This is a genomic window from Pseudomonas arcuscaelestis (assembly GCF_016881005.1).
In the GTDB taxonomy this organism is placed as follows: Bacteria; Pseudomonadota; Gammaproteobacteria; order Pseudomonadales; family Pseudomonadaceae; genus Aquipseudomonas; species Aquipseudomonas arcuscaelestis.
Genome location: NZ_JACOPV010000003.1, coordinates 140343 through 163517, shown reverse-complemented (window position 1 = coordinate 163517; position 23175 = coordinate 140343). Strand labels below are relative to the sequence as shown.

Below are 23175 nucleotides of genomic sequence, written 5' to 3'. Positions count from 1 at the left end.
CGCCAAGGAGGATAGACATGAGTTACTTCATCGACCGCCTGCGTTATCTGGTCAATCGCCCCCCGGAATTTGCCAGTGGCCACGGTGAAACCCGCGACGAAAGCCGAGACTGGGAGGATGGTTACCGCCAGCGCTGGCAGTTCGACAAAATTGCGCGTTCGACCCACGGCGTGAACTGTACCGGCTCGTGCAGTTGGAAGGTCTATGTGAAGAATGGCCTGGTGACCTGGGAAACCCAGCAGACCGACTACCCGCGTACCCGCCCCGACCTGCCGAACCACGAACCACGTGGTTGCCCGCGCGGCGCGAGTTACTCCTGGTACCTGTACAGCGCCAACCGCCTCAAGTACCCGATGGTACGTAAGGCACTGATTCAGCTCTGGCGTGAAGCGCTCGCAGCCAACAGCGACCCGGTGCTGGCCTGGGCGAGCATCGTCGAAAACCCCGAGAAGGCCCGGCAGTACAAGTCGATCCGCGGTCGCGGCGGCTTCGTGCGCAGTGACTGGGATGAACTGCAAACCCTGATCGGCGCAGCCAACGTCTACACCGTCAAGCAATATGGCCCTGACCGCGTTGCCGGTTTCTCGCCGATCCCGGCGATGTCGATGGTGTCCTATGCGGCCGGCACCCGTTACCTGTCACTTATCGGTGGCGTGTGCCTGTCGTTCTACGACTGGTATTGCGACCTGCCGCCCGCCTCACCGCAAGTCTGGGGCGAGCAGACCGACGTTCCCGAATCTGCCGACTGGTACAACTCCGGCTACATCATCGCCTGGGGTTCCAACGTTCCGCAGACCCGTACCCCGGATGCGCATTTTTTCACCGAGGTGCGCTACAAGGGCACCAAGACCATCGCCATCACCCCCGACTACGCAGAAATTTCCAAGCTCTGCGATGAGTGGATGAGCGCCAAGCAAGGCACTGATGCGGCCCTCGCGATTGCCATGGGCCATGTGATCTTCAAGGAATTCCACCTCGACAAACCCAGCGCCTACTTCACCGACTACATCCGCCGCTACACCGATATGCCGATTCTGGTCGAGCTCGAGCCTCGCGAGGACGGCAGCCTGGTACCGGGCAAACAACTGCGTGCCAGTGATTTTGCCGACAATATGGCCCAGGCCAACAACCCCGAGTGGAAGACCATCGCCTGGGACGAAAGCAGCGAGCGCCTGGTCGTACCGCGCGGCTCCATCGGCTTTCGCTGGGGGGAGTCGGGACACTGGAACCTGGAGCAGGTAGATGCCGAGGGCACCGAGATCAACCTGTGCCTGTCGCTGCTGGGGCGCCATGACGAAGTGGCACGGGTGGCTTTCCCGTACTTTGGCGGTATCGAGCACAAGCACTTTCCCAACGTACCGCTGCGCGATGTGATCCATCACAACGTGCCGGCCAAACGCCTGCGCCTGGCTGACGGCCGCGAAATCCTGGCGATCACGGTGTTTGACCTGACCGCGGCCAACTACGGCATCGACCGGGGCCTGAGTGCCACGGTCGGCGGCAGTGGCGAAGACGACGGTGCCACAGCCTATGACCAGATGCGCCCTTATACCCCAGCCTGGCAGGAAGCGATTACCGGGGTACCTGCTGCACAGATGATCCGCATCGCCCGCGAGTTCGCCGAGAACGCCGACAAGACCCATGGCCGCTCGATGATCATCGTCGGTGCCGGTATGAACCACTGGTACCACATGGACATGAACTACAGGGGGCTGATCAATATGCTCATCCTCTGTGGCTGCGTGGGCAAGAGCGGTGGCGGTTGGTCGCACTATGTCGGCCAGGAAAAACTCCGTCCGCAAACGGGCTGGACACCGTTGGCCTTCGCCCTTGACTGGCAGCGACCACCACGCCACATGAACAGCACCTCGTTCTTCTACAACCACTCCAGCCAGTGGCGCTACGAAAAGCTGGAGGTCCGCGAGCTGCTCTCCCCCCTGGCCCGCCCGCAGGACTTCAGCGGCAGCCTGGTGGACTTCAACGTACGCGCCGAGCGGATGGGCTGGTTGCCATCGGCACCGCAACTGAACACCAACCCATTGCACCTGGCCGCCGCCGCCCAGGCCGCCGGGCAGAGCACGGCCGACTACACCGTGGAGCAACTCAAGAGCGGCAAGCTGCGCTTTGCCAGCGAAGACCCGGACAACCCGCAAAATCATCCGCGCAACCTGTTTGTCTGGCGCTCCAACCTGCTCGGTTCTTCCGGCAAGGGGCACGAGTACATGCTCAAGTACCTGCTCGGCACTCGCCACGGTGTGCTTGGCAAAGACCTGGGCGTCGCTGGCGGCCAGAAGCCGGAAGAAGTGCAATGGACCGACGCGCCGATCGAAGGCAAGCTCGACCTGGTGGTGACCCTGGACTTTCGCATGTCCACCACCTGCCTGTATTCGGACGTGGTCCTGCCTACCGCCACCTGGTACGAGAAGGACGACCTCAACACCTCGGACATGCACCCCTTCATTCACCCCCTGACGGCCGCCACCGACCCTGCCTGGGAAGCGCGCAGCGACTGGCAGATATACGACGGCATCGCCCAGGCCTTCGCCCGTGTCTGTGTCGGTCACCTGGGCGAGGAAACCGACCTGGTGACCCTGCCCTTGCAGCACGACAGCCCCGGTGAACTGGCGCAACCGCACGTACGCGACTGGAAAAAAGGCGAGTGCGAGCCGATCCCCGGCAAGACCATGCCGTCACTCATCGAGGTCAAGCGCAACTACCCCGAGACCTACGAGCGCTTCAGCTCCATCGGCCCCCTGCTCGATGAACTTGGCAACGGCGGCAAAGGCATTGCCTGGAAAACCCAGGAAGAAGTCGATCTGCTCGGCAAGCTTAACTACCGCAAGCATGAGGGTTCTGCCCAAGGCCGGCCGAAACTCGCCTCGGCGCTGGATGCCGCAGAGATGATCCTTGCCCTGGCCCCCGAAACCAATGGCCAGGTAGCAGTCAAAGCCTGGGAGGCGCTGTCGAAGATCACCGGCCGTGACCACTCGCACCTGGCGCGCCCCAAGGAAGAAGAGAAGATTCGCTTTCGCGACCTGGTCGCGCAGCCACGCAAGATCATCTCGAGCCCCACCTGGTCGGGCCTTGAAGACGAGCATGTGAGTTACAACGCCTGTTACACCAACGTTCACGAGCTGATCCCCTGGCGCACGGTTACCGGGCGCCAGCAGTTCTACCAGGATCACCCGTGGATGCGCGCCTTCGGTGAGAGCCTGATGGTCTATCGCCCGCCCATCGACACAAAGGCCATTGCCAGTGTTGCCGTGCCAAACGACAACGGCAACCCGGAGATCGCCTTGAACTGGCTGACCCCACACCAGAAGTGGGGCATCCACTCCACCTACAGCGACAACCTGCTGATGCAGTCGCTCTCTCGCGGCGGCCCGATTGTCTGGGTGTCCGAGACTGATGCGCAGGCAATTGGTGTTGTCGACAACGACTGGATCGAGCTTTACAACGCCAACGGTGCTATCGCTGCTCGTGCCGTGGTCAGCCAACGGGTACGACCGGGCATGGCAATGATGTACCACGCCCAGGAACGCATTCTCAATATTCCTGGCTCCGAGGTCTCCGGCACGCGCGGCGGTATTCACAACTCGGTCACCCGGGTCTGCCCCAAACCTACCCACATGATTGGGGGTTATGCGCAGCTATCCTACGGTTTCAATTACTACGGGACGGTAGGTTCAAACCGCGACGAGTTCGTCATCGTGCGCAAGATGCGCAATGTCGACTGGCTGGACGGTGAAGGCAACGATTACCAGCAGGAGTCCGTGAAATGAAGATTCGCTCCCAGGTCGGCATGGTCCTGAACCTCGACAAGTGCATTGGTTGTCATACCTGCTCGGTCACCTGCAAAAACGTCTGGACCAGCCGTGAAGGTGTTGAATACGCCTGGTTCAACAACGTCGAGACCAAGCCAGGAATCGGCTATCCCAAGGAATGGGAGAACCAGAAAAAATGGAACGGTGGCTGGGTACGCAACGCCGACGGCTCGATCAACCCGCGCATCGGTGGCAAATGGCGGGTGCTGGCGAACATCTTCGCCAACCCCGACCTGCCGGAAATCGACGACTACTACGAACCCTTCACCTTTGATTACCAGCACTTGCACAACGCCAAGCAGAGCGACCACCAGCCGGTGGCACGGCCACGCTCGCTGATCTCCGGCCAGCGCATGAAGAAGATCGAGTGGGGGCCAAACTGGGAAGAACTGCTGGGCACCGAATTCGCCAAGCGGCGCAAGGACGTCAACTTCGATCAGATCCAGGCCGACATCTACGGCCAGTTCGAAAACACCTTCATGATGTACCTGCCGCGCCTGTGCGAACACTGCCTGAACCCTGCGTGCGTAGCCGCCTGCCCCAGTGGCGCAATCTACAAGCGCGAAGAGGACGGCATTGTCCTCATCGACCAGGACAAGTGCCGTGGCTGGCGGATGTGCGTCAGCGGCTGTCCCTACAAGAAAATCTACTACAACTGGAAAAGCGGCAAGTCCGAGAAATGTATCTTTTGCTACCCACGGATTGAAAGCGGCCAACCCACGGTGTGCTCGGAAACTTGTGTGGGGCGCATTCGTTACCTTGGCGTGCTGCTCTACGACGCCGATCGCATCGAAGAAGTGGCGGCCTCGACCGATGACCGCGATCTGTACCATCGCCAATGCGAAATCTTCCTCGACCCGAACGATCCACAAGTGATCGCACAGGCGAGAAAGGATGGCGTTCCCGACAATGTCATCGCCGCCGCGCAAGCCTCGCCCGTGTATAAGCTGGCTATCGACTGGCAGCTGGCCCTGCCGTTGCACCCTGAATACCGCACCCTGCCAATGGTCTGGTACGTACCACCGCTGTCCCCCATCCAGTCCGCCGCTGAAGCGGGCCATATCGAGTTCGACGGTGTCTTGCCCAAGATCGAGTCCTTGCGCATTCCCGTGCGCTACCTGGCCAACATGCTCACCGCTGGAGAAGAGGCGCCAGTGGTGCTGGCGCTCAAGCGTTTGATGGCAATGCGTGTGTACATGCGCGCCAAGCATGTCGACAACACCGTCAACACCGCCGTGCTCGACGAGGTTGGCCTGAGCCAGCACCAGGTCGAGGAAATGTACCGCTACCTGGCCATCGCCAACTACGAAGACCGCTTTGTCATCCCCACCGGCCACCGCGAGCAGATCCCCGACGTATTTGCCGAGCGCAGCGGCTGCGGCTTCACTTTTGGCGACGGCTGCAACGGCGGCAAAAGTGAAGTCAGCCTGTTTGGCGGACGCCGGCAGACCACCACCCTGGTCAAACCTGTGCAAACCTTCGACCCGCTGGAGGACAGCCGCCATGAATGAGGCCCCGGTGTTCAACAGTCAGGCCCAGGGTTTGCTGAGCTTGCGCGTGCTGGCCCGTCTGCTCGACTACCCCAGCGCCGAGCTGCAAGCTGCCAGCGCCGAGATGACCGGCCTGATCGAGGCTGAATCGCGCTGGCCGGCATCCTTGCGCACGCAATTGGTGCAGTGGTGCCGGGAATTGGCGGCCAGTGAGCTGCTGGATATCGAGGAAGCCTACGTCGAGTTGTTCGATCGTGGCCGAGCCACCTCGCTGCTGCTGTTCGAGCACGTGCATGGTGAGTCGCGCGATCGCGGCCAGGCGATGGTCAACCTGCTGGCAGAGTACGAAGCGGCAGGTTTTCAGCTCGATGCCCGCGAACTGCCCGATCACCTGCCGCTGCTGCTGGAGTATTTGTCTACCCGTGACCATGGACAGATTGGTCAGTGGCTTGGCGAGATACAGCCGATCCTGGCGCTTCTCGGTGCACGCCTGGAGGAGCGCAACAGCCGCTACGCCCTGGTGCCCCGTGCGCTGCTGACACTGATCGGTGCCAGCGACACGATCGACGAGCAGCGCCCGGTTGCCAGCGCCGAGCCTCTGGACAATACCCCGCAGGCGCTGGACGCGGTCTGGGAGGAAGAGGCAGTGCGCTTCGAGGCCCAGTCCGACCAGGACTGCAGCCTGCAATCCAGCGAAGGCCGACGCTTGGCCGAGCGCAAGTACGAAGCTATTCCCCAAGTCATTCAGGTCATGCCATCAGCAATGTCGGACCGTGGTTGAACGGAGGCTTATCATGTACGAAGACTACTTGCTTCATTTTCTATACGGCTTTTATCCCTACCTGGTCGGCACCGTGTTTTTGCTCGGCAGCCTGCTGCGCTACGACCACGGCCAGTACAGTTGGAAAACCGGCTCCAGCCAGATGCTTTCCACCAAGCATATGCGCCTGGCCAGCAACCTGTTCCACATTGGCATCCTGGCGATCTTCTTCGGCCATCTGATCGGTCTATTGACCCCGCACTGGGTTTACGCCCCGTTTCTGTCGGCTGGGCACAAGCAACTCATGGCGATCATTTTTGGCGGCGTTGCCGGAGTGCTGTGCGTCATCGGTGGTGCCATGCTGCTCTGGCGGCGACTGTTCAACCCGCGGGTTCGTGCATCATCCAGCGTGATGGACAACCTGATTATCGCCCTGCTCCTGCTGCAAGCCTCACTCGGGCTCATCACCGTGTTCTTTTCACTGGACCACCTGGACGGCGGCATGATGTTGAGGCTAGCCAACTGGGCGCAGTCAATCGTGTTCTTCCACGGCGATGCGGCCAGCCACCTGATCGGCACGCCGTTGATCTTCAAGCTGCACATCTTCCTCGGCCTGACCATTATCTTGCTGTTTCCTTTCACCCGTCTGGTTCACGTGTGGAGTATTCCGCTGGGTTACCTTGGGCGTAATTACCAGATTGTCCGCCGCCGCGGCTAACAGGAGACTGACATGGACATGATTGCCGTCGAGAACCTGCCCCACAGCCCGGCAGCGGTAATTCGGGTTGGTGACACCCTGCTCAGCGAGGCCGATATCGCCCGCGAAACACCCTTTCACCCCTCCTCGTCACTGGCCGAAGCGCAACTCAAGGCTGCCCGCGCCCTGGTGGTACGCGAACTGCTCGGCCAGCGCGCCGCGATGCTTGGCCTGAAAATCGGCGCAGAAGACGAGAGTGACCAAGCGGTGAGCGCTCTGCTGGAGCGTGAACTGGCGGTGCCGGAACCGGATGAAGCGGCGTGCCGACGCTACTTCGACAGGCACCGCGAGCGATTCTGCGAGCCCACCCGGCTGCGCGTACGCCATATTCTGTTGCCGGCGGCCCCCGAGGATGCCCGTGCCCGCGACGCCCACTACCGGCTTGGCGAGACGCTGCTGGAGGAACTGCGCGAACACCCCGAGCGTTTCACCGAAATGGCCCAGCGCCATTCTGCCTGCCCCTCAAAGGACGAAGGTGGTGATCTCGGCTGGCTGACCTCAGGCCAGACCGTTGCCGAACTGGACCAGGCCCTGCAGCGCCTGCCGGCCGGCTTGCACGACCGACCGCTGGCGTCGCGCTACGGCTGGCACCTGGTGAGCCTCGACGAACGCCAGGAACGCAAGCCCCTGCCTTTTGCCCAGGTAGCCGAGCGTGTGCGCCACAGTCTGCGCGAAGAAGCAACTCGCCAGGCCCTGCGCCAGTACCTGCTGGCGCTGGAGGCAGAGATCGGAGTGGATGGCTTTCACCTCGATGACGACCCTATCGAGGGATCGGGTAACCGTCGCACCGACCTGTAGTAAACCAGGCGCTACGACGGATGGAGGCAACAGCACGCACACGTTTGCGTCAAAGTCATGGATAATCGGGGCGCCCTCTGCAAGGGGGCGCTTCGCGGTGAAAGCGTTATACGTCGGAACGCGGAAAAAATCGGCTCGAACGCTTACAATTGAGCCATTTCCTGCACATCAAACAGGCCAGTCCGGCTATGGCACTCGACCCTCCCACGCTTTTAGTTCTCTCCATCGCGCTTGCCGCTGCCGCCGCCCTGTACCTGGCGGTGGAATGGCTCAGCGTCCGAGAACCGTCGCTGCTGCTCTGGAGCGCCGGTTTTGCCACGATCACCGTCGGTTCGACCCTCGCATTGCTACGCATGAGCGGGCTGCTGTTGATCGGTATCTGGTTCGCCAACGGCCTGCTGGTAACCGCGCATTGGCTGTTTCTGATGGGCGTCGCTCGTTTTACCGAGACACGCCTGTCACGAGGCTGGTACCTGGTTTTCGTCGCCTGGCTGGCGCTGCTGCTGTTGCCCAGCGAGCCGTGGTGGTCAAAGGTGATGCTGATGGCCAACTCGCTGTTGGTGGCGTTGCTAGCGCTCAGGGCCAGTTCGCTGCTGCGCCCTCACGGCAGATCGCTGAGCGTCGGTGCCGTGCAACTGCGCTACGTGCTACTGATCCACGGCCTGTTCTATCTGCTCAAGGCCTTCACCCCCTGTGGTGCCGGGCACACTGATAAATCTAGCGGCCTTCCAGGGCGAAATCATCCAGATTTCGCTGGTCGAAGGTGCGATGGCGATCATGCTGATCGCACTGTCAATGACCGGAACCGAGCGTCATCGCCGAGAAGCGCGCATAGCACGCTTGGCTGCCCGCGACCCATTGACCGCCCTGTACAACCGCCGGGCCCTGGAGGTACGTGCGCCTCGCCTGCTGCAAGGCGTGTCGCCAACCCGGCCGGCGGCGCTGCTATTGATCGATATCGACAACTTCAAAAGTGTCAACGACCTGCACGGCCATGCCGCCGGAGACCGCCTGCTGGTGGCCCTGAGCGAGATGATTCGTTCGCACCTGCCCGAAGGTGCGCTGGCGGCAAGACTGGGCGGTGACGAGTTCGTGATTCTGCTGAGCAATACCTCCAAGCAGCGCATCGAAGAGCTGGGCAGCACCTTGCGAGAGCAGTTCAACAGCGCCGCATCGCACACCTTTGTCACCCCTTCTGCAGTAACCCTGAGCATTGGCGCGACCTTCTTCAACCAGCCGCCGGCAAGCCTTGCGGCCCTGATCGAGCAAGGCGATGCCGCGCTGTATGAATCCAAGCGCGGCGGACGTGACAGCATTCGCCTGGTGGACCGCACCGTTGTGAGTGCCGAGCCCCTACCCCTCCCCACTCGTCAGTCTTCCTGAACCCCGGCAAGGCGCTGCCGGTCGCTATTCAACAAAGGCCTGTTTGCGGGTCGCTTGAATAAGAAGGAAGGCAGCGTGAGCGAGATCCGCATCGGCATATCCGGTTGGCGCTACAGCCCTTGGCGCAAGGACTTCTATCCGAAAGGGCTACGCCAGGCCGATGAACTGGCGTTCGCCTCGCGGGCGGTCAACAGTATCGAGATCAACGGCTCGTTCTACGCCCTGCAAACGCCGGAGCGCTATCGCCAGTGGCGTAAACAAACCCCTGACGGCTTCGTGTTCTCGCTCAAGGCGCCCCGCTACATCACCCACATGCGCCGCTTGAAAGAGATCGAGGAACCGCTGGCCAACTTCTTCGCCTCCGGTCCCCTGTTATTGGACGACAAGCTTGGCCCCATCCTCTGGCAGTTTCCACCGAACATGAAGTTTGACGAGCAACGCTTCGCCGACTTTCTCGCCATGCTACCCCGCGATCGCAAGGCTGCCATAGCCTGCGCCCAACACTGCGCACAGCGCCTCAGGGACAGTGGCGCCACTGACATCACGGGTAACGCAGCGTTGCGCCATGCCGTGGAAATTCGCCACGAAAGCTTTCTTTGCGACACATTCATCAAGCTGCTGCGCAAGTACAACGTGGCGTTGGTGGTTTCTGACAGCGCCGGGAAGTGGCCGTATGTAGAGGATCTGACTGCCGACTTCGTCTACCTGCGCCTGCACGGTGACATCGAACTCTACAGCAGCGGCTACACCGCTAGCGCCTTGCGCCGCTGGCGCTTGCGAATCCAGGCTTGGAGTCACGGCACGCAACCTGACGACGCCCGGCTGGCCTCAACCCTGGCCGCACCCAAGCGCGCAAAACGCGATATTTATTGCTATTTCGACAACGACCAGAAGGTTCATGCCCCTTACGACGCTCGGCGCTTGCTGGACAAGCTCGGCCTGGATGGCGAACTGGCCACCGAGCCTGGTGTCCTGCCAGAGACGGTGGCACCGGGGCACCCGCACAATCCTAAGGAGAGCAACCATGCCACGCGGCGATAAAGACAAATACACTGACAAGCAGAAGCGCAAGGCCGAGCACATCGAGGAAAGCTACGAAAACAAAGGTGTGTCCAAGGATGGGGCCGAGGCCCGCGCCTGGGCCACGGTCAACAAACAATCGGGCGGCGGTGAACGTAAGGGCGGCTCCGGGCAGACCAAAAGTGCCAAAGCCAAGGCCGAGTCGCGAAAGTCCTCGGCGCGACATGCCGTCGCCACCAAACACGGTGTGCCCCAGCCAGATCAACGCCTGGAAGACATGACCAAAGCCGAGCTGATGGACCGGGCCCGCAAGCACAACATCGCAGGGCGCTCGACCATGCGCAAGGGCGAGTTGGTTAAGGCACTGTCATAGCGCTGGGTTTTGCGCTTTGCTCATTGGCTCTCGGGCTTGGGTGGCATAGCCGGGCTGTCGGGCGCCGGTGGGCTGCTCGGCTCGTCGGGCTTTTGCATCTGCAGGGATGGCTTGCTCTGGTCGGCATCCTTGGCCGGATGGTCGGGATCGCGGTCGAAACAGCCACCGAGCAGGGTCAGGCTGGCGAACAGACATAGCAATGGGGTGATACGCATGAGCTGTGCTCCTGATGATTTCGGAAATGTACGGCGCGGGACCGTACATAAGGTCGGAGTACGGCAAAAACCCGGGATTCACTCCACCGCGTAAAACCCTGACCAACGGTGGCTAAAGCTTACGGCCACTTGATCACCTGGGTCAGCACCACAGGCTGGCTCTCCTATGCTCATAGTTCGCCTTTAGCGCGGCATGCACCCATCACATCAACGAGGAGCAACGAACATGGCATTCGTCACGACCCAAGATGGCGTTGAAATATTTTATAAAGACTGGGGCCCACGCGACGCCCAGGTGATTTTCTTCCACCACGGCTGGCCCCTGAGCAGCGATGACTGGGACACACAGATGCTGTTCTTCCTGGCTCAGGGGTATCGCGTCATTGCCCACGACCGGCGCGGCCATGGGCGCTCCAGCCAAGTCTGGGACGGCCATGACATGGATCATTATGCCGACGACGTCGCTGCGGTGGTCGATCACTTGGGCGTACGCGGGGCGGCGCACGTCGGGCATTCCACCGGCGGCGGCGAAGTGGTGCACTACCTCGCCCGCCACGGCCAGGACCGCGCCAGCAAAGCGGCGATTCTTGGTGCAGTACCGCCATTGATGGTGCAGACCGCCAGCAACCCGGGTGGCCTGCCCACGTCAGTGTTCGATGACCTGCAGGCACAACTTGCCGCTAACCGTGCGCAGTTTTACTACGACATTCCTGCCGGTCCTTTTTATGGCTACAACCGACCAGGCGCGGTGCCGTCGCAAGGGGTGATTTGGAACTGGTGGCGCCAGGGCATGATGGGTTGCGCCAAGGCTCACTATGACGGCATCGTGGCGTTTTCGCAGACCGACTTCAGTGAAGATCTGAAAAGCCTCAGCCTGCCGGTGCTGGTGATGCATGGCGATGACGATCAGATTGTCCCTTACGAAAACTCGGGGGTGCTGTCGGCCAAGCTGCTTGGCAACAGCACATTGAAAACTTACAAGGGCTATCCCCACGGCATGCCGACCACCCATGCCGAAACCATCAATGCTGATTTGCTCGCGTTTTTACGGAGTTGATGGTTGGAGATCGCTGGGCAAGTCGGGGGCACATATCTGCGACGCTTTGTCGAGGGGGGCCCGAATTGCTGTGAGCATATCCGTTTGATGTGGTGGCACCACTGGCTGGTTTCGCCCTTACGGCGACCCGCTTTTGTCGGGGCAAAAGTGGGCAAAACCGTGTGTCCCTGCATCCGGCCCTGCGCTGCGCTCCGGGTTCCCTCATTCCACCCTTGCTCCCGCGGGGACCGCGCCGAAGGGCCGTCCTGGCCCTGCGGCGCTCGCCGGCCATCCATGGCCGTCGCCCCACTTCGCAAGGGTTCCATTCGGCCTACTGAAGGGACGATTTGTGGCGTCTGCACGATTTGTGTAGGTAGAAGCACAGCAACTGCAACTGCAACTGCAACAGCGAGGCGCTGGTGTGCCGCTTTTGATGTTGATCTAGTTTTTCTTACATCGCCAGTTCAGACACCCTGGATCGTCCCTTCAGTAGGCTGAGTGTAGGTATTGCGTAGTCGGGTGCAGGCCACGGATGGCCTGCGAGCACCGTAGGGCTTACTGGCCCCGCTCAGCCAGAAACTTGCCGACCACAGCCACTACCACCTCAGGCGCCTCCCGATGCGGAACATGATGGCAACCATCGAGAATCAAACATTCGCTCGGCCCTTTGGACAGCGTGGCGATATGCTCTGGATGCTTCACAGAACCGTACTCATCATGCTCGCCGTGAAGTACAAGGGTTGGGCAGCGTATTTCGTCGATTGCGCTCTCGATCTTCCAATCGTTAAAAGCTGGTGCCAACCAGGTTTTAGTCCAGGCGCCCAACACCCAGGGCGCTTTGTCGGCGTGGTATTTTTCCAGGCGCGCCATATGCGCCGGGTTTTCGAACTGTGCTTCAGCCTCACGTATGCCCTGCAGCGTACGATCTTCGACAAACGCCTGCGCCGCAATGGTAATCAACGCCGTGCACTGTTGCGGATATATCGAGGCACAGGCCGCCGCCATGCCGCCGCCGACGCTGTGCCCAAGCGCCACAAAACGATCAAGCTGCAACGCCGATTTAACCCAGGCAAAGAAGCGCTCGGCCTCATCGCGGATAAACTCAAGAGGTAGCGTGCCTGGATACACATCGGACCGACCGAAACCGAGCCGGTCATAGGCAATCACCTCGCGGCCGGTCGCCTGGCTCAGCAGTTGGGGAAAGTCGCGCCACAGGGCGATGCAGCCCAACGAGTCGTGGAATAACACGACAGGTGGCTTTTTCGCACGCTGTACCTCACCTGCCGGAAACCAGCGACAACAGAACAGCCGCCCTTGTGGGGTATCGATCCAGAGCGATTCGGTACTGATAGACGAAGACATGCAAGACCTCAGTGGACAGTTCAATTCGCAAAAAGTCAGGGTAACAGCTGTAAACAGGGCACTACGATAGCTCGCTAACGATTTCTTTCCGCCACCCTCCAGAGGAGCGCGCCATGGACCGTTTTACCGGTGGTTGCCTGTGCGGCAACGTACGTATCGTGGCGTCGGGCCGCCCTTACCGGGTTGGCCTGTGCCATTGCCTGGACTGTCGCAAGCACCATGGCGCGCTGTTTTATGCGTCGGCAGTGTTTGCCCAGGACCAGTTCACGCCCACGTATGAAAGCTGGGTGGTACGTCGTGAATCCTGGCTGCCAGCGTTCAACCTCAGTCGGCACTACGCGCACGACCGTGATCCCGCTGGGCGCCACGAATAGCGCCAGGTTTCAAGCGTGGGCCCTGTGGTACGTGCACAGGGCCCGTTACAACGGCGGCGTTCAAACACGGGCCGGGTCAACCTTGGCGGGGTCTATCTGCAGCTCGTGCAGTGCCTTGGCCACTCGTTCGCGCTCAATCACGCCGTCATCTGCCAAGGCCTTGAGCGCAGCCAGCACAATGAATTGCCGGTCGACCTCGAAATGCCGACGCAGGGCTTCGCGGGTGTCGGACTGACCGAAGCCATCGGTGCCCAACGCCACGAAGCGGCGGTCTGCCAGCCAGGGACGGATCTGGTCAGCGTGGATTTTCATGTAGTCAGTTGCCACCACCACAGGGCCTGGGTGGCCGTCGAGCACCTGTCGAAGGTACGGCACCTTTGCCTGTGCGAGCGGATTGAGAAGATTCCAGCGCTCTACCGCCTGCGCCTCACGCCGCACTTCAGTGAGGCTGGTGGCGCTCCAGACTTCGCTGCTGACCGCGTAGTCCCGCTCAAGAATCACGGCGGCTGCCAGCACCTCAGGCAGGATTGCGCCACTGCCCATGAGCTGGACATGACAGTCACCGCGCACCTCACGCTCCACAGGCAAGCGATACAAGCCTTTGAGAATGCCCGCCTGTGCGCCTTCGGGAAGATCCGGGTGCGGGTAGTTTTCGTTGAGCACGGTGATGTAGTAGTAAACATCCTCTTGCTCGACGTACATGCGCTGCATCCCACGATGCACGATCACCGCCAACTCGTAGGCATAGGTAGGATCATAGGAAACGCAGCAGGGAACCGTCGCCGACATCACATGGCTATGCCCGTCATCGTGCTGCAACCCCTCGCCCATCAGCGTCGTGCGACCTGAAGTAGCGCCCAAAAGAAAGCCTCGCGCCCGCGCGTCACCGGCAGCCCAGAGTAGATCGCCAACACGCTGGAAGCCGAACATCGAGTAAAAAATATAGAACGGGATAGTCATCACGCCATGATTGGCGTACGACGTACTGGCAGCTATCCAGGACGATGTAGCCCCGGATTCGTTCAGGCCTTCCTGCATGATCTGACCGTCGACACTCTCTTTGTAGTACGACAGCGTACCGGCGTCCTGCGGGGTATAGAGCTGGCCGACATGGGAATGGATACCCACCTGGCGGAACAGGCCTTCCATACCGAACGTGCGGGATTCGTCTGGCACGATAGGTACGATCTGCCGGCCGATGTTGGCATCCTTGAGCAAGGTGGCGAGGATTCGCACAAACGCCATGGTCGTGGAGATCGCACGGTCGCCGGTACCCTTGAGCTGCGCTTCGAGTATCGATAGCGGCGGAATCGGCAACGCTTCGACCTTGGCGTGGCGGGCAGGCACATGGCCCCCCAGGCTGTCGCGGCGCAACCTCAGATAACGCGCTTCGGGGCTGTCCGGGTCGGGTCGCAGGTACGGCATGTCTGCCAATTGCTCATCACTGAGTTCAAGGCCAAACCGGTCGCGAAACGCTTTCACCGCGTCGGCGCCTATCTTCTTGAGCTGATGGTTGACGTTTTGCCCTTCGCCCGCCTCACCCAGGCCGAAGCCCTTGACGGTTTTGGCCAGGATAACTGTCGGCCGCCCACTGTGCCGGACTGCAGCGGCATAGGCGTTGTAGACCTTGAGCGGATCATGGCCCCCGCGCGACAGCTTCCAGATCTGCTCGTCGCTCAGGTCGCTTACCAGCTCGAGCAACTGCGGATACTTGCCGAAGAAATGCTCGCGCACATAGGCGCCATTCTGCGATTTGTAATTCTGGTATTCGCCATCGACGCACTCCATCATGCGCTGGCGCAGCAAGCCACTCTTGTCCTTCTCCAGCAGCGCGTCCCAGCCTGAGCCCCAGACAACCTTGATTACATTCCAACCCGCTGCACGGTACAGGCTTTCAAATTCCTGAATGACTTTGCTGTTGCCGCGCACCGGACCATCGAGGCGCTGCAGGTTGCAGTTCACCACGAAGATAATGTTGTCGAGCTTTTCCCGCCCTGCCAAGGCTATCGCGGCTTGGGACTCGGGTTGATCCATTTCGCCGTCGCCCAGAAACGCCCAGACTTTACGACCCTGGTATTCCTTGAGGTTACGGTTTTCCAGGTAGCGCATGAATCGCGCCTGGTACGCCGCGGTAATCGGGCCCAGTCCCATGGAAACGGTTGGAAACTGCCAGAAGTCGGGCATCAACCGTGGATGTGGGTACGAGGAAATTCCATCGCGGTCAGTTTCGCGCCGAAAGTTGTCCAGTTGCTGCTCGGTCAAACGCCCTTCGGTGAATGCCCGTCCGTAGATACCGGGCGCCGAGTGCCCCTGAATGTACACCAGGTCACCCGCGAAGCTGTCGGTGCGACCACGGAAAAAATGGTCAAAACCAACGTCGTACAGCACCGCCGCCGACGCATAAGAAGCGATATGGCCGCCGACACCGGAATGCTTGCCGGCACGCAAGACCATCGCCAGGGCGTTCCAGCGGATGTAGGCGTTGAGCCGCTTCTCCAGTGCCAGATCGCCCGGGTAAGGCAACTCCCGTTCCGAGGCGATGGTGTTCACATAGGGAGTGGTGACCCGACCGTGGAAATCACCGTGCAGCGATACGTCGAAGTCCAGCAACTGATCAATCAGAAAGTGCGCCCTGGGCCGCCCTACCTCCTCGACCACCGAGGCTATCGAGTCGATCCATTCACGGGTTTCCTGCGGGTCGGGGTCCAGAAGTGGATTGCGCTGTGCCATGGGTAAAGCTCCTTGAGATGGGATAGCCGGTCAACGCCTCGACCGGACGATCGTTGCACTTGCAATTGAATCTAGCGCCATGCGCCGTATAATTGCAACTGCAATCACAATCTCTTTGCTGGAGCACTGCATGCCCCCCTCGTCGCCGGATCTCTGGTTCAATTTTGTTCGAGCACATCGCTGCCTGATCCGTGAGATCGAACACCGGTTGGCTGAAGCCAAGCTGCCGCCCTACGCGTGGTACGACGCGCTTTGGGGCATCGAAAGCGGCCAGGATGGCACCCGCCGGATGCACGAACTGGCGCAAGTGATGGCGATCGAGCGCTACAACCTCACGCGCCTGGTGGACCGCCTGGAAAAAGAAGCGCTCGTGGTGCGTGAAAAGGCCAAGGACGATGGCCGCGGCGCAATTGCCCGCATCACAGATAGGGGACGAGACTTGCGCAAGCGCATGTGGGAGGTCTACGAGGCAGCGGTCGAGGAACTTTTCCTGGTTGAATTCGACGACGATCAGCAACGCATTTTTGCCACGGCGCTGGCGCAGACCACCCGTAATGCCCGCTCGAATCAGCGCTAGACTTAACCCAGAGCAAGGGCGAGCGCCGATAGCCGCACTCTTCTCGGCTGATAGTGAAAATCTTTTGTACGAACCCGGGGCGAACAGCAGATGGTGTAGACAGCACCTGCACAACGGAGGCCCGGATCATGAACACTCGCCCGCGTTGCACAGCCTTTCACGAAGCAGGTCATGTGCTGGCCTTCTGGTGGAATGCGCAACGGATCAGGCGAGTGACGGTGCGAACCCGCGCAGAAGCGCTGATTGGCCCTATGGCCGATCTGCGCGGTAATCTGCTGCAGGTCAAAGGGCTGGTAGAAGCTGAATATTTTGTCGCCCTTCCCGCCTTCGAACCTTCCGGCATTGCCGAATACCTGCCCTCGATGATCGATGCCATCGAGCGCGACCTGCTGCATTGTTTTTCCGGTCCCGTGGCCGAGGCCATCTATCGTCACTGCCCGTCCACCCGGTTTCTAACCCGTAGTGGCGCTGGAGATCGCCAGCGGGCAATGGAGTTGATCAGTTTGCTGCCGGCACGCAAGGTTCTCGACGCCGAACCCAAGGCCATTGCCCGCTCGATCTGCCTGGTGCGCCGCTACTGGCCGGCGCTCAGCACGGTGGCGCAGTACCTGCATGCCCAGGGAACGGTCAATGGCGACGAGATCAGTGCCTTGTTAAGCACGCTCACCGGCGAGACGCCAACCCGCCAGGCCAACCCGTTGAGCAGCCTCGACGGTCGCCGCTGCCGCCCGGCCGATGCCTGCCTCACCGGTTGATCAACCCACCACCCGGTTGCGCCCGCTGTGTTTGGCTTGATAAAGGTGTTCATCGGCACGCTTGAGGATGGCCTCCGGCGTCGGTGTTTCTACGCTCTGCCCCGCAACACCAATGGAGATGGTCAGCGCGCCCGTTGGTACGATCTGGGTGGTTTCAATGGTCTGGCGAATCCGCTCGGCAATGGCCCTGGCGGTATGTTGCTCAGCCTCGGGCAGGATCAGCACGAACTCCTCGCCACCCGCCCGGCAAGCCAGGTCCTGCTCCCTGGAACAGCGTGCAATGATTGCCGCGACCTGCTTGAGGGCCTCATCGCCCACATCATGGCCAAAGGTATCGTTGACCCGCTTGAAGTGGTCGATATCCAGCGCCAGCACTGAATAATTTCGCTGCGCCTCGGTCAGGGTCTGCAACGCCGTATTCAGGGCGCGGCGGTTGGCCAGCCCCGTCAACGGATCGCTCTGCGCCTCCTGACTGAGGCTGCCAAGCTTCTTCTGCAACAATTGCACCCCGGTCAGCAGTGCACGACGAATAGCCGCTGCTTCTGCGTACCAGGCATTGATCGTTTTCAGTTTCTCCTCAGCCTGCGGCGCCGAAAGCAGCTCTGCGTGACCGGCCAACTGCCGCAAAGGACGGGTAATCAACGTGGTGGCGAGCAGAATCAGCAGCAGCCCCACGACACCCGCAGGAATGATTTTGAACAGAATGTCGCGCATTAACTGGCGCAGTGGCGCCAAGGCCATTTCGCGAGGTTGTTGCGCGACCACCGCCCAATTGGCATCGGCGATCTGTGCATACCCGGCGAGCATTTCAATGCCCTTGTAGTTGATGGCCTCCATCGAACCGTGCTCCCCACGCAGCGCTGCGTCGACCGTGGCACTGGTGGTCAGCACTTCACCAATTCGTTGATGGTCGGAGTGATACAACAGGCGCCGGTTTGCGTCGGCGATAAAGGCAAAGGTGCCATCCCTGTGGAAGTGGTTGCTGATCAAGGTGTGCAGGATGTCCTGCTTGCGGATGTAGATCGATGCACCGAGGGTGCCGAGAAATTCACCTGCGGGGCTGAACACCGGTTGCGAGATGAACACAATCAGGTTGCCTGCGGCGCTCTCGTAGGCATGGCTGACCAGAGGCCGACGCTCCTTCAGCGCTTGCAGGATTTCTTCCGCTTGCAGTGTGGTACCCAGCAATTGCGCATTGTCGGGATACAGTTGCAGGGCCTTGCCGTTGGCATCAACGATCAACACGGCATTGAATGCCTTGTCGTCGGACTGCAGGCGAACGACCTCTTCCCTGAGCAGCTTGGGGTTGTTGAAGTCACGCCCCAGCAGCTTGCTGCTGTAACTCAAGCGGTTGTGCGCAGAATCCAGAAACTGGCCAATGCTCGAGGCCACCTTGGCGGTATAGGCTTGATTGGCCTCCAGCGCAGAATGCACAAGCGCATCGCGCTGCACGCCATACGCCACCCAAGCGCTGTTGCACAGGGTGGCAATGACCGCCATGAAGACCAAAATCAAAATCAGGCCACGTAAGCCGATAGACACAGAATGCCTGTTGTTCATGAACCCTGCCGTTGTTGTTTGCTTCCTTGCAATAGAGTGCCCGAGCCTTGCGCTGTCAGCCAGAGAGTCCCGCACGATTCTTCAGCAATGCGATGACACGTTGGCCAGGTTCAAGGTAGCCATCGCTGTCGAGCCGGTACTCTTGCAGATCGCTGCTCAGGGTCACCGTGTCATCGACATTGCCGCCCAATACACGTGCCACATCTGCGGTCACCTCAACGACAATATCGGAATGGCTGATGTACTCGGCGTGGTTTTCGGCATAGGAGTAAGTAAAAGTTCCGAATGCGCGATTGCGCTGGATGATGTCGCCGATCTCCGGTTTCTGTTCGTTGATGCGATAGCCCCAGAACGGTTTGTCCAAACGTTCGGTCAAGCGCGCCTTGATCGCATTGTTGACGAACACCGAGTGGCCAGCGGCGAATTTGAAGTTGGCGTAGGCCGGCCCGGCCTTGCGCACCACCCAGGAGATGAACGCCGCCGACCACGGCACCTCTTCGCCGTTGGCATAACGGCTGCGACCATCGTAAGGCTCGCCAATCGCCGCCCACATCTGCCGAACATACTTGTAGTACGGGTCGCCCCTCTCGTCGGCCTGGCCCTTGTCGAAACGCAACCATTCATCCAGCGCGGCGCGCAGCAGTGCCTCCACCTCTGCTCGTAGCGGTTCACGCAGGTATTTGCCAAACACCACGCCCTCCTCCAGGCCCACCCTGACTTTACGCCAGCCAGGTTCTACCGAGGCGCCAAGGTCAGTGACCTTCTCGCCGAGCGTCATGTCCCGCACTATTACACCATTGGGAGACTGGCGCAGGCGCAAGCCCTCGGTGGTCACAAAGCGGTCACCCGCCACCAGCGCTTCATCGACCTGGACATGGGGATTGCCGCCCAGGGTGGCGTCGAGGTCTTCGTTCCAGAACAGTGATCCATGCCCGGCATCATCAACCACAAAGGCGCCCAGTTCCTGCTTGGCGACCCTGATGATGTTGCGGTCGTACCCCACTCCAGAAGGCCCATGGGTAAGGTCGGGAGGCACTTGGCGCATCGACCAGCGCGATGAATAGAAAAACTGCTCGGTACCCAGAAACAACCGCGACATCGACAGCCATGGGACACTGATCAGGCCTTCGGCGAGCAACTTGGCGAGGACCGCGCCACTGCCGTAGGCCCCCATCGAGAAGGCACCGCCTAGCTCGGTTTTGACAGCCCTGAAATAGTCGAGTATCGGCCCGTCGATCTGATCGGCCTCATAATCGGCATCGACAGCGAAAAGAATGGTGCTGCCCTTGCCCTTGGGCTGACCCACCCGCTTGGCGAAATCCATGGCGCTCTTGCCATTGGCCACGCCTTGCGCACTGGAGAAGTGCTCGATTTTGCGGCTGCTGTCCTGGTACACCGGCAAAATAGCGAACCCCTCTTTGGAAAGGTACTTCGCTTCAGCAGCAGTGATGGTTTTCGCGCGCTCCGAGCTTGCGTAGTAACGGATCAGGGTATCCACGCCTTTGCTGCGCAAAAACGCCAGAAATGTCTTGGCTGCGGTGGTATTGAGTCGGGTGCTGACATCCACCGCCGACCAACCTTGGGCGTTCGTGAAATCGTCTTTGTATGGCATACAGGCACCCCTTTAGCTTTCGCAGGAACAGGCCCCCTCGTGGGTGCCGCGGCGCAAGGCCCGGCAACCGTACGAGAACGATAGCTAACAGCGGGGTCAGGTCAAGGTGCATTGCCGGGCTTGCCTGCCCGAGCGGACGCAGGTCAAAAACCCAGGGTTGCCGACAATAGGTAAGTCCTTGGCGTAGACAGGGTCAGCCCCGCTTCACTGTCATCGGAAGCGCCTGCAGACGCCCAGTAGCGCTCATCCAGCAGGTTCTCGACGCTGGCACGCAGGGTGATGTCCTTGCCATCGACCTTGAAGGCGTAGCGGGCGCCGGCATCGTAGCGTTGCCAGCCGTCGATCTGCTTGCTGTTGGCCTGGTCGAGGTATTGCGAGCTGGAATGGATGCCACGGGCGGTTAACGTCAAGCCAGACACCGCCGGCACGTCCCACTCGGCACCGAGGTTGACGTTGTACTCGGGCGTTGCCGGGGCACGGTTGCCATCGAAAGTGCCACCTGCAGTGCCGGTCAACTCACTGTCGATGTACATTACCCCGCCGAGCAGGCGCAAGCCTTTGAGGGGTTCGCCAAACACGCTCAACTCCACGCCCTTGTTCTCGCGCTTGCCATTGGCGCCGAACACCCGGGTGTCGGCATTGGTCTCGTAGGCCGGCTGCCTGATACGAAAGGCGCTGGCCGTCAGCGCAAACGCGCCGAGGTCGTACTTGGCGCCGACTTCAACCTGCCGACTGATGAAGGGCGGAAATATCTGATCTTCGTTGATCGACGTCGACGGCGCGATTTTGCCTTGGCTCATGCCTTCCATGTAGTTGGCATACAGCGACAACTCATCGGTGGCCTTGAACAGAATTCCCGCCGAGGGCGAGAGTTTTTCTTCGTCATAGGCGGTGGCGCCTTTGATGCCGTTGCTCCAGTCATCCACCTGGACCCGCTGCCAACGGGCGCCAAGGGTCAACAGCAAGCGATCATCAAACAAACCCAGCGTGTCAGCCAGCGCAACACCGGTAAAGCGGTTCTCGGTGTAGACCTTGGCATCCTGGCGCGTCGGCGTGCCCGGTTCAGGGGTTGGCACCGGGTCGTAGATATTGCTGGAGCCGGAGGCATAGCGCGCGCCGCCGTTTTCAAAGTCCATATAGAAGTAGCTGGCGGCCAGGTTCAGCTCATGGCTTACCGGACCGGTGTTGAACCAGTTGCGCAACCCGGCGGTGCCGGTCTTGACGTTCTCGTCGCGGGTGAAGTCGCGAGGCTGTACGGTGAAATCACCGGCATCGTTAGAGACCGGTACGTTGTGGCGGAGGAAATCATGATCGCTTTTGCGTGCGCCAAGTGCAGCATAGGCCATCAGCGAGTCAGAGATGTCGTACTCTCCATTGACGGTGGCGAAGGTATCGTTGGTGCGCGCCTTGCTCCAGGCCTGGGCGTAGTTGCGACGCACATCATCGGCGTCAGGCACCTTGGCCTTGGCGCCGACCAGCACGCGTTCCTGGGGGGCGTCGGTGTCACGCTCGGTGTGACCGAAGTCTGTCGACAGACGCAAGCGCTCACCGCGAAAGTCCAGGCCCAGCACGGCCATTTCGCGCTTGACGCTCTGATGATCCCATTCGGTGTCGCCCGACTGTTTCACGCCGTTAAAGCGCAAACCAAACTGCTTCTGGTCACCGAAGCGCCGACCGATATCCACCGCCCCGCCAACCTGGCTGTCCGAGGCATAGTTGCCGGTGAACTCAGTGATCGGCGTGTCGGTAGCGCGCTTGGCCACGACGTTGATACCACCGCCGACACTGCCTCGCGGCGAGATCCCGTTGATCAGCTGACTTGGCCCTTTGATGATGTCTACCCGGTCGGCCATTTCCATGTCGATCGAATAGGTCGGCAGCACACCATACAAGCCGTTGTAGGAAACATCACTGTTGAACAGGCTGAAGCCGCGAATGGTGAACTGCTCAAAGCGCCCTCCGGCCGGATTGGTAGCGCGGACCGAGGGGTCGCTGGCAATCAGATCGCCCAACGTGCGAGCTTGTTGGTTCTGCACCGCCTCGCTGGTGTAGGTGGTCATGCTGAAGGGCGTTTCCATGAAGTCCCGCGAGCCCAGCAAGCCTTGCGAGCCCCGGCGCGTGACCTGGCCACCGGCATAGCGTTCGCCATCCAGGTCGGCACCTGCGTGGCTGCCAAGAATGCTCGTCGGTGCGATTTCCAGCGCCTCGGAACCTTGGGGTTCGGGCACCAGGGTATAGGCACCGGCACTCACCGGCAGCAGTTGCAGGCCGCTGCCCTGCAGCAAGCGGGCAAACCCTTGATCGACACTGTAGGTGCCGCTCAAGCCGGCACTGCGGCGGCCACTCACCAGGCCGGGGTCTACCGAAACGCTCACGCCAGCCTGCGTGGCAAAGCGCACCAGCGCCGACCCCAGATCACCGGCAGGCACCCGATAGGCGCGTTGTTCTCCCTCAGCCATGGCCAGTTGCGGTGCCAGCGCGCCAAAACCAAGCATCAGGCTCAAACACAGGGTGGAACAAGAAAACGAAGGTGCCTGAGGGAGGCATCG

17 protein-coding genes and 1 pseudogene are annotated in these 23175 nt (G+C 60.7%); 12 read left to right on the top strand and 6 right to left on the bottom strand.

Annotation, left to right across the window (positions count from 1 at the left end; translation table 11 throughout):
- Positions 1 to 17: 17 nt before the first annotated feature.
- The 8 genes and pseudogenes from H8F21_RS05160 (at position 18) to H8F21_RS05125 (ending at position 10405) form a co-directional block, all read left to right on the top strand.
- A complete protein-coding gene (locus tag H8F21_RS05160; protein WP_203584116.1) occupies positions 18 to 3782 on the top strand; it encodes a nitrate reductase subunit alpha in 3765 nt (1254 codons plus the stop codon).
- On the top strand, positions 3779 to 5335 hold the full coding sequence (gene narH, locus H8F21_RS05155; RefSeq protein ID WP_136476754.1) for a nitrate reductase subunit beta: 1557 nt from the start codon (positions 3779 to 3781) through the stop codon (positions 5333 to 5335). The genes H8F21_RS05160 and narH overlap by 4 nt, the downstream gene beginning before the upstream one ends.
- Complete coding sequence (narJ, locus tag H8F21_RS05150; RefSeq protein ID WP_136476755.1) at positions 5328 to 6095, top strand: nitrate reductase molybdenum cofactor assembly chaperone; 768 nt, start codon at positions 5328 to 5330, stop codon at positions 6093 to 6095. The genes narH and narJ overlap by 8 nt, the downstream gene beginning before the upstream one ends.
- A 13-nt stretch (positions 6096 to 6108) precedes the next feature.
- Positions 6109 to 6792 (top strand): respiratory nitrate reductase subunit gamma, encoded by a 684-nt coding sequence (narI, locus tag H8F21_RS05145; RefSeq protein WP_203479963.1) that lies wholly within the window; start codon positions 6109 to 6111, stop codon positions 6790 to 6792.
- Positions 6793 to 6804: 12 nt separating this feature from the next.
- Positions 6805 to 7629 carry a peptidylprolyl isomerase gene (locus H8F21_RS05140; protein ID WP_203479964.1) on the top strand — a complete coding sequence of 275 codons (825 nt, stop codon included), beginning with the start codon at positions 6805 to 6807 and terminating at the stop codon, positions 7627 to 7629.
- A gap of 188 nt (positions 7630 to 7817) precedes the next feature.
- Positions 7818 to 9012 (top strand): annotated as a pseudogene (locus H8F21_RS05135) (GGDEF domain-containing protein).
- A 75-nt stretch (positions 9013 to 9087) separates the two neighbouring features.
- Entirely contained in the window at positions 9088 to 10053 is a 966-nt protein-coding gene (locus H8F21_RS05130) for a DUF72 domain-containing protein (protein ID WP_203479966.1), read from the top strand.
- Positions 10037 to 10405: a Rho termination factor N-terminal domain-containing protein gene (locus H8F21_RS05125; protein WP_203584115.1), complete on the top strand. Its 369-nt coding sequence runs from the start codon at positions 10037 to 10039 to the stop codon at positions 10403 to 10405. Before H8F21_RS05130 ends, H8F21_RS05125 begins: the two co-directional genes overlap by 17 nt.
- Positions 10406 to 10425: 20 nt before the next feature.
- Here the strand turns inward: H8F21_RS05125 and H8F21_RS05120 are convergent, their stop codons facing one another.
- Positions 10426 to 10620: a hypothetical protein gene (locus H8F21_RS05120; RefSeq protein ID WP_136476761.1), complete on the bottom strand. Its 195-nt coding sequence runs from the start codon at positions 10618 to 10620 to the stop codon at positions 10426 to 10428.
- A gap of 226 nt (positions 10621 to 10846) precedes the next feature.
- Between H8F21_RS05120 and H8F21_RS05115 the strand changes: the two genes are divergently transcribed.
- Positions 10847 to 11677, top strand: a complete 831-nt coding sequence (locus tag H8F21_RS05115) for an alpha/beta fold hydrolase (protein WP_203479968.1) — start codon at positions 10847 to 10849, stop codon at positions 11675 to 11677.
- Positions 11678 to 12211: 534 nt separating this feature from the next.
- Here the strand turns inward: H8F21_RS05115 and H8F21_RS05110 are convergent.
- Positions 12212 to 13018, bottom strand: coding sequence for an alpha/beta fold hydrolase (locus H8F21_RS05110; protein ID WP_203584114.1), 807 nt, complete (start codon positions 13016 to 13018; stop codon positions 12212 to 12214).
- 113 nt (positions 13019 to 13131) lie between these two features.
- Between H8F21_RS05110 and H8F21_RS05105 the strand changes: the two genes are divergently transcribed.
- On the top strand, positions 13132 to 13392 hold the full coding sequence (locus tag H8F21_RS05105) for a GFA family protein (protein WP_203584113.1): 261 nt from the start codon (positions 13132 to 13134) through the stop codon (positions 13390 to 13392).
- A 60-nt stretch (positions 13393 to 13452) separates the two neighbouring features.
- Here the strand turns inward: H8F21_RS05105 and aceE are convergent, their stop codons facing one another.
- Positions 13453 to 16122, bottom strand: coding sequence for a pyruvate dehydrogenase (acetyl-transferring), homodimeric type (gene aceE, locus H8F21_RS05100; protein WP_203584112.1), 2670 nt, complete (start codon positions 16120 to 16122; stop codon positions 13453 to 13455).
- A gap of 130 nt (positions 16123 to 16252) precedes the next feature.
- Here aceE and H8F21_RS05095 point away from each other — a divergent pair, with 130 nt between their 5' ends.
- Entirely contained in the window at positions 16253 to 16699 is a 447-nt protein-coding gene (locus tag H8F21_RS05095) for a MarR family winged helix-turn-helix transcriptional regulator (protein WP_203541585.1), read from the top strand.
- Between the two features lie 128 nt (positions 16700 to 16827).
- Positions 16828 to 17454 (top strand): hypothetical protein, encoded by a 627-nt coding sequence (locus H8F21_RS05090; protein WP_203584111.1) that lies wholly within the window; start codon positions 16828 to 16830, stop codon positions 17452 to 17454.
- On the opposite strand, the gene H8F21_RS05085 is transcribed toward H8F21_RS05090, so the two are convergent.
- The 3 genes from H8F21_RS05085 to H8F21_RS05075 all read right to left on the bottom strand — a co-directional run bounded on the left by H8F21_RS05085 (position 17455) and on the right by H8F21_RS05075 (position 23121).
- Complete coding sequence (locus H8F21_RS05085; RefSeq protein WP_203584110.1) at positions 17455 to 19014, bottom strand: GGDEF domain-containing protein; 1560 nt, start codon at positions 19012 to 19014, stop codon at positions 17455 to 17457.
- 55 nt (positions 19015 to 19069) lie between these two features.
- Complete coding sequence (locus H8F21_RS05080; RefSeq protein ID WP_203584109.1) at positions 19070 to 20626, bottom strand: DUF2272 domain-containing protein; 1557 nt, start codon at positions 20624 to 20626, stop codon at positions 19070 to 19072.
- A 143-nt stretch (positions 20627 to 20769) separates the two neighbouring features.
- Positions 20770 to 23121 carry a TonB-dependent receptor gene (locus H8F21_RS05075; protein ID WP_236042903.1) on the bottom strand — a complete coding sequence of 784 codons (2352 nt, stop codon included), beginning with the start codon at positions 23119 to 23121 and terminating at the stop codon, positions 20770 to 20772.
- Between the last annotated feature and the right edge of the window lie 54 nt (positions 23122 to 23175).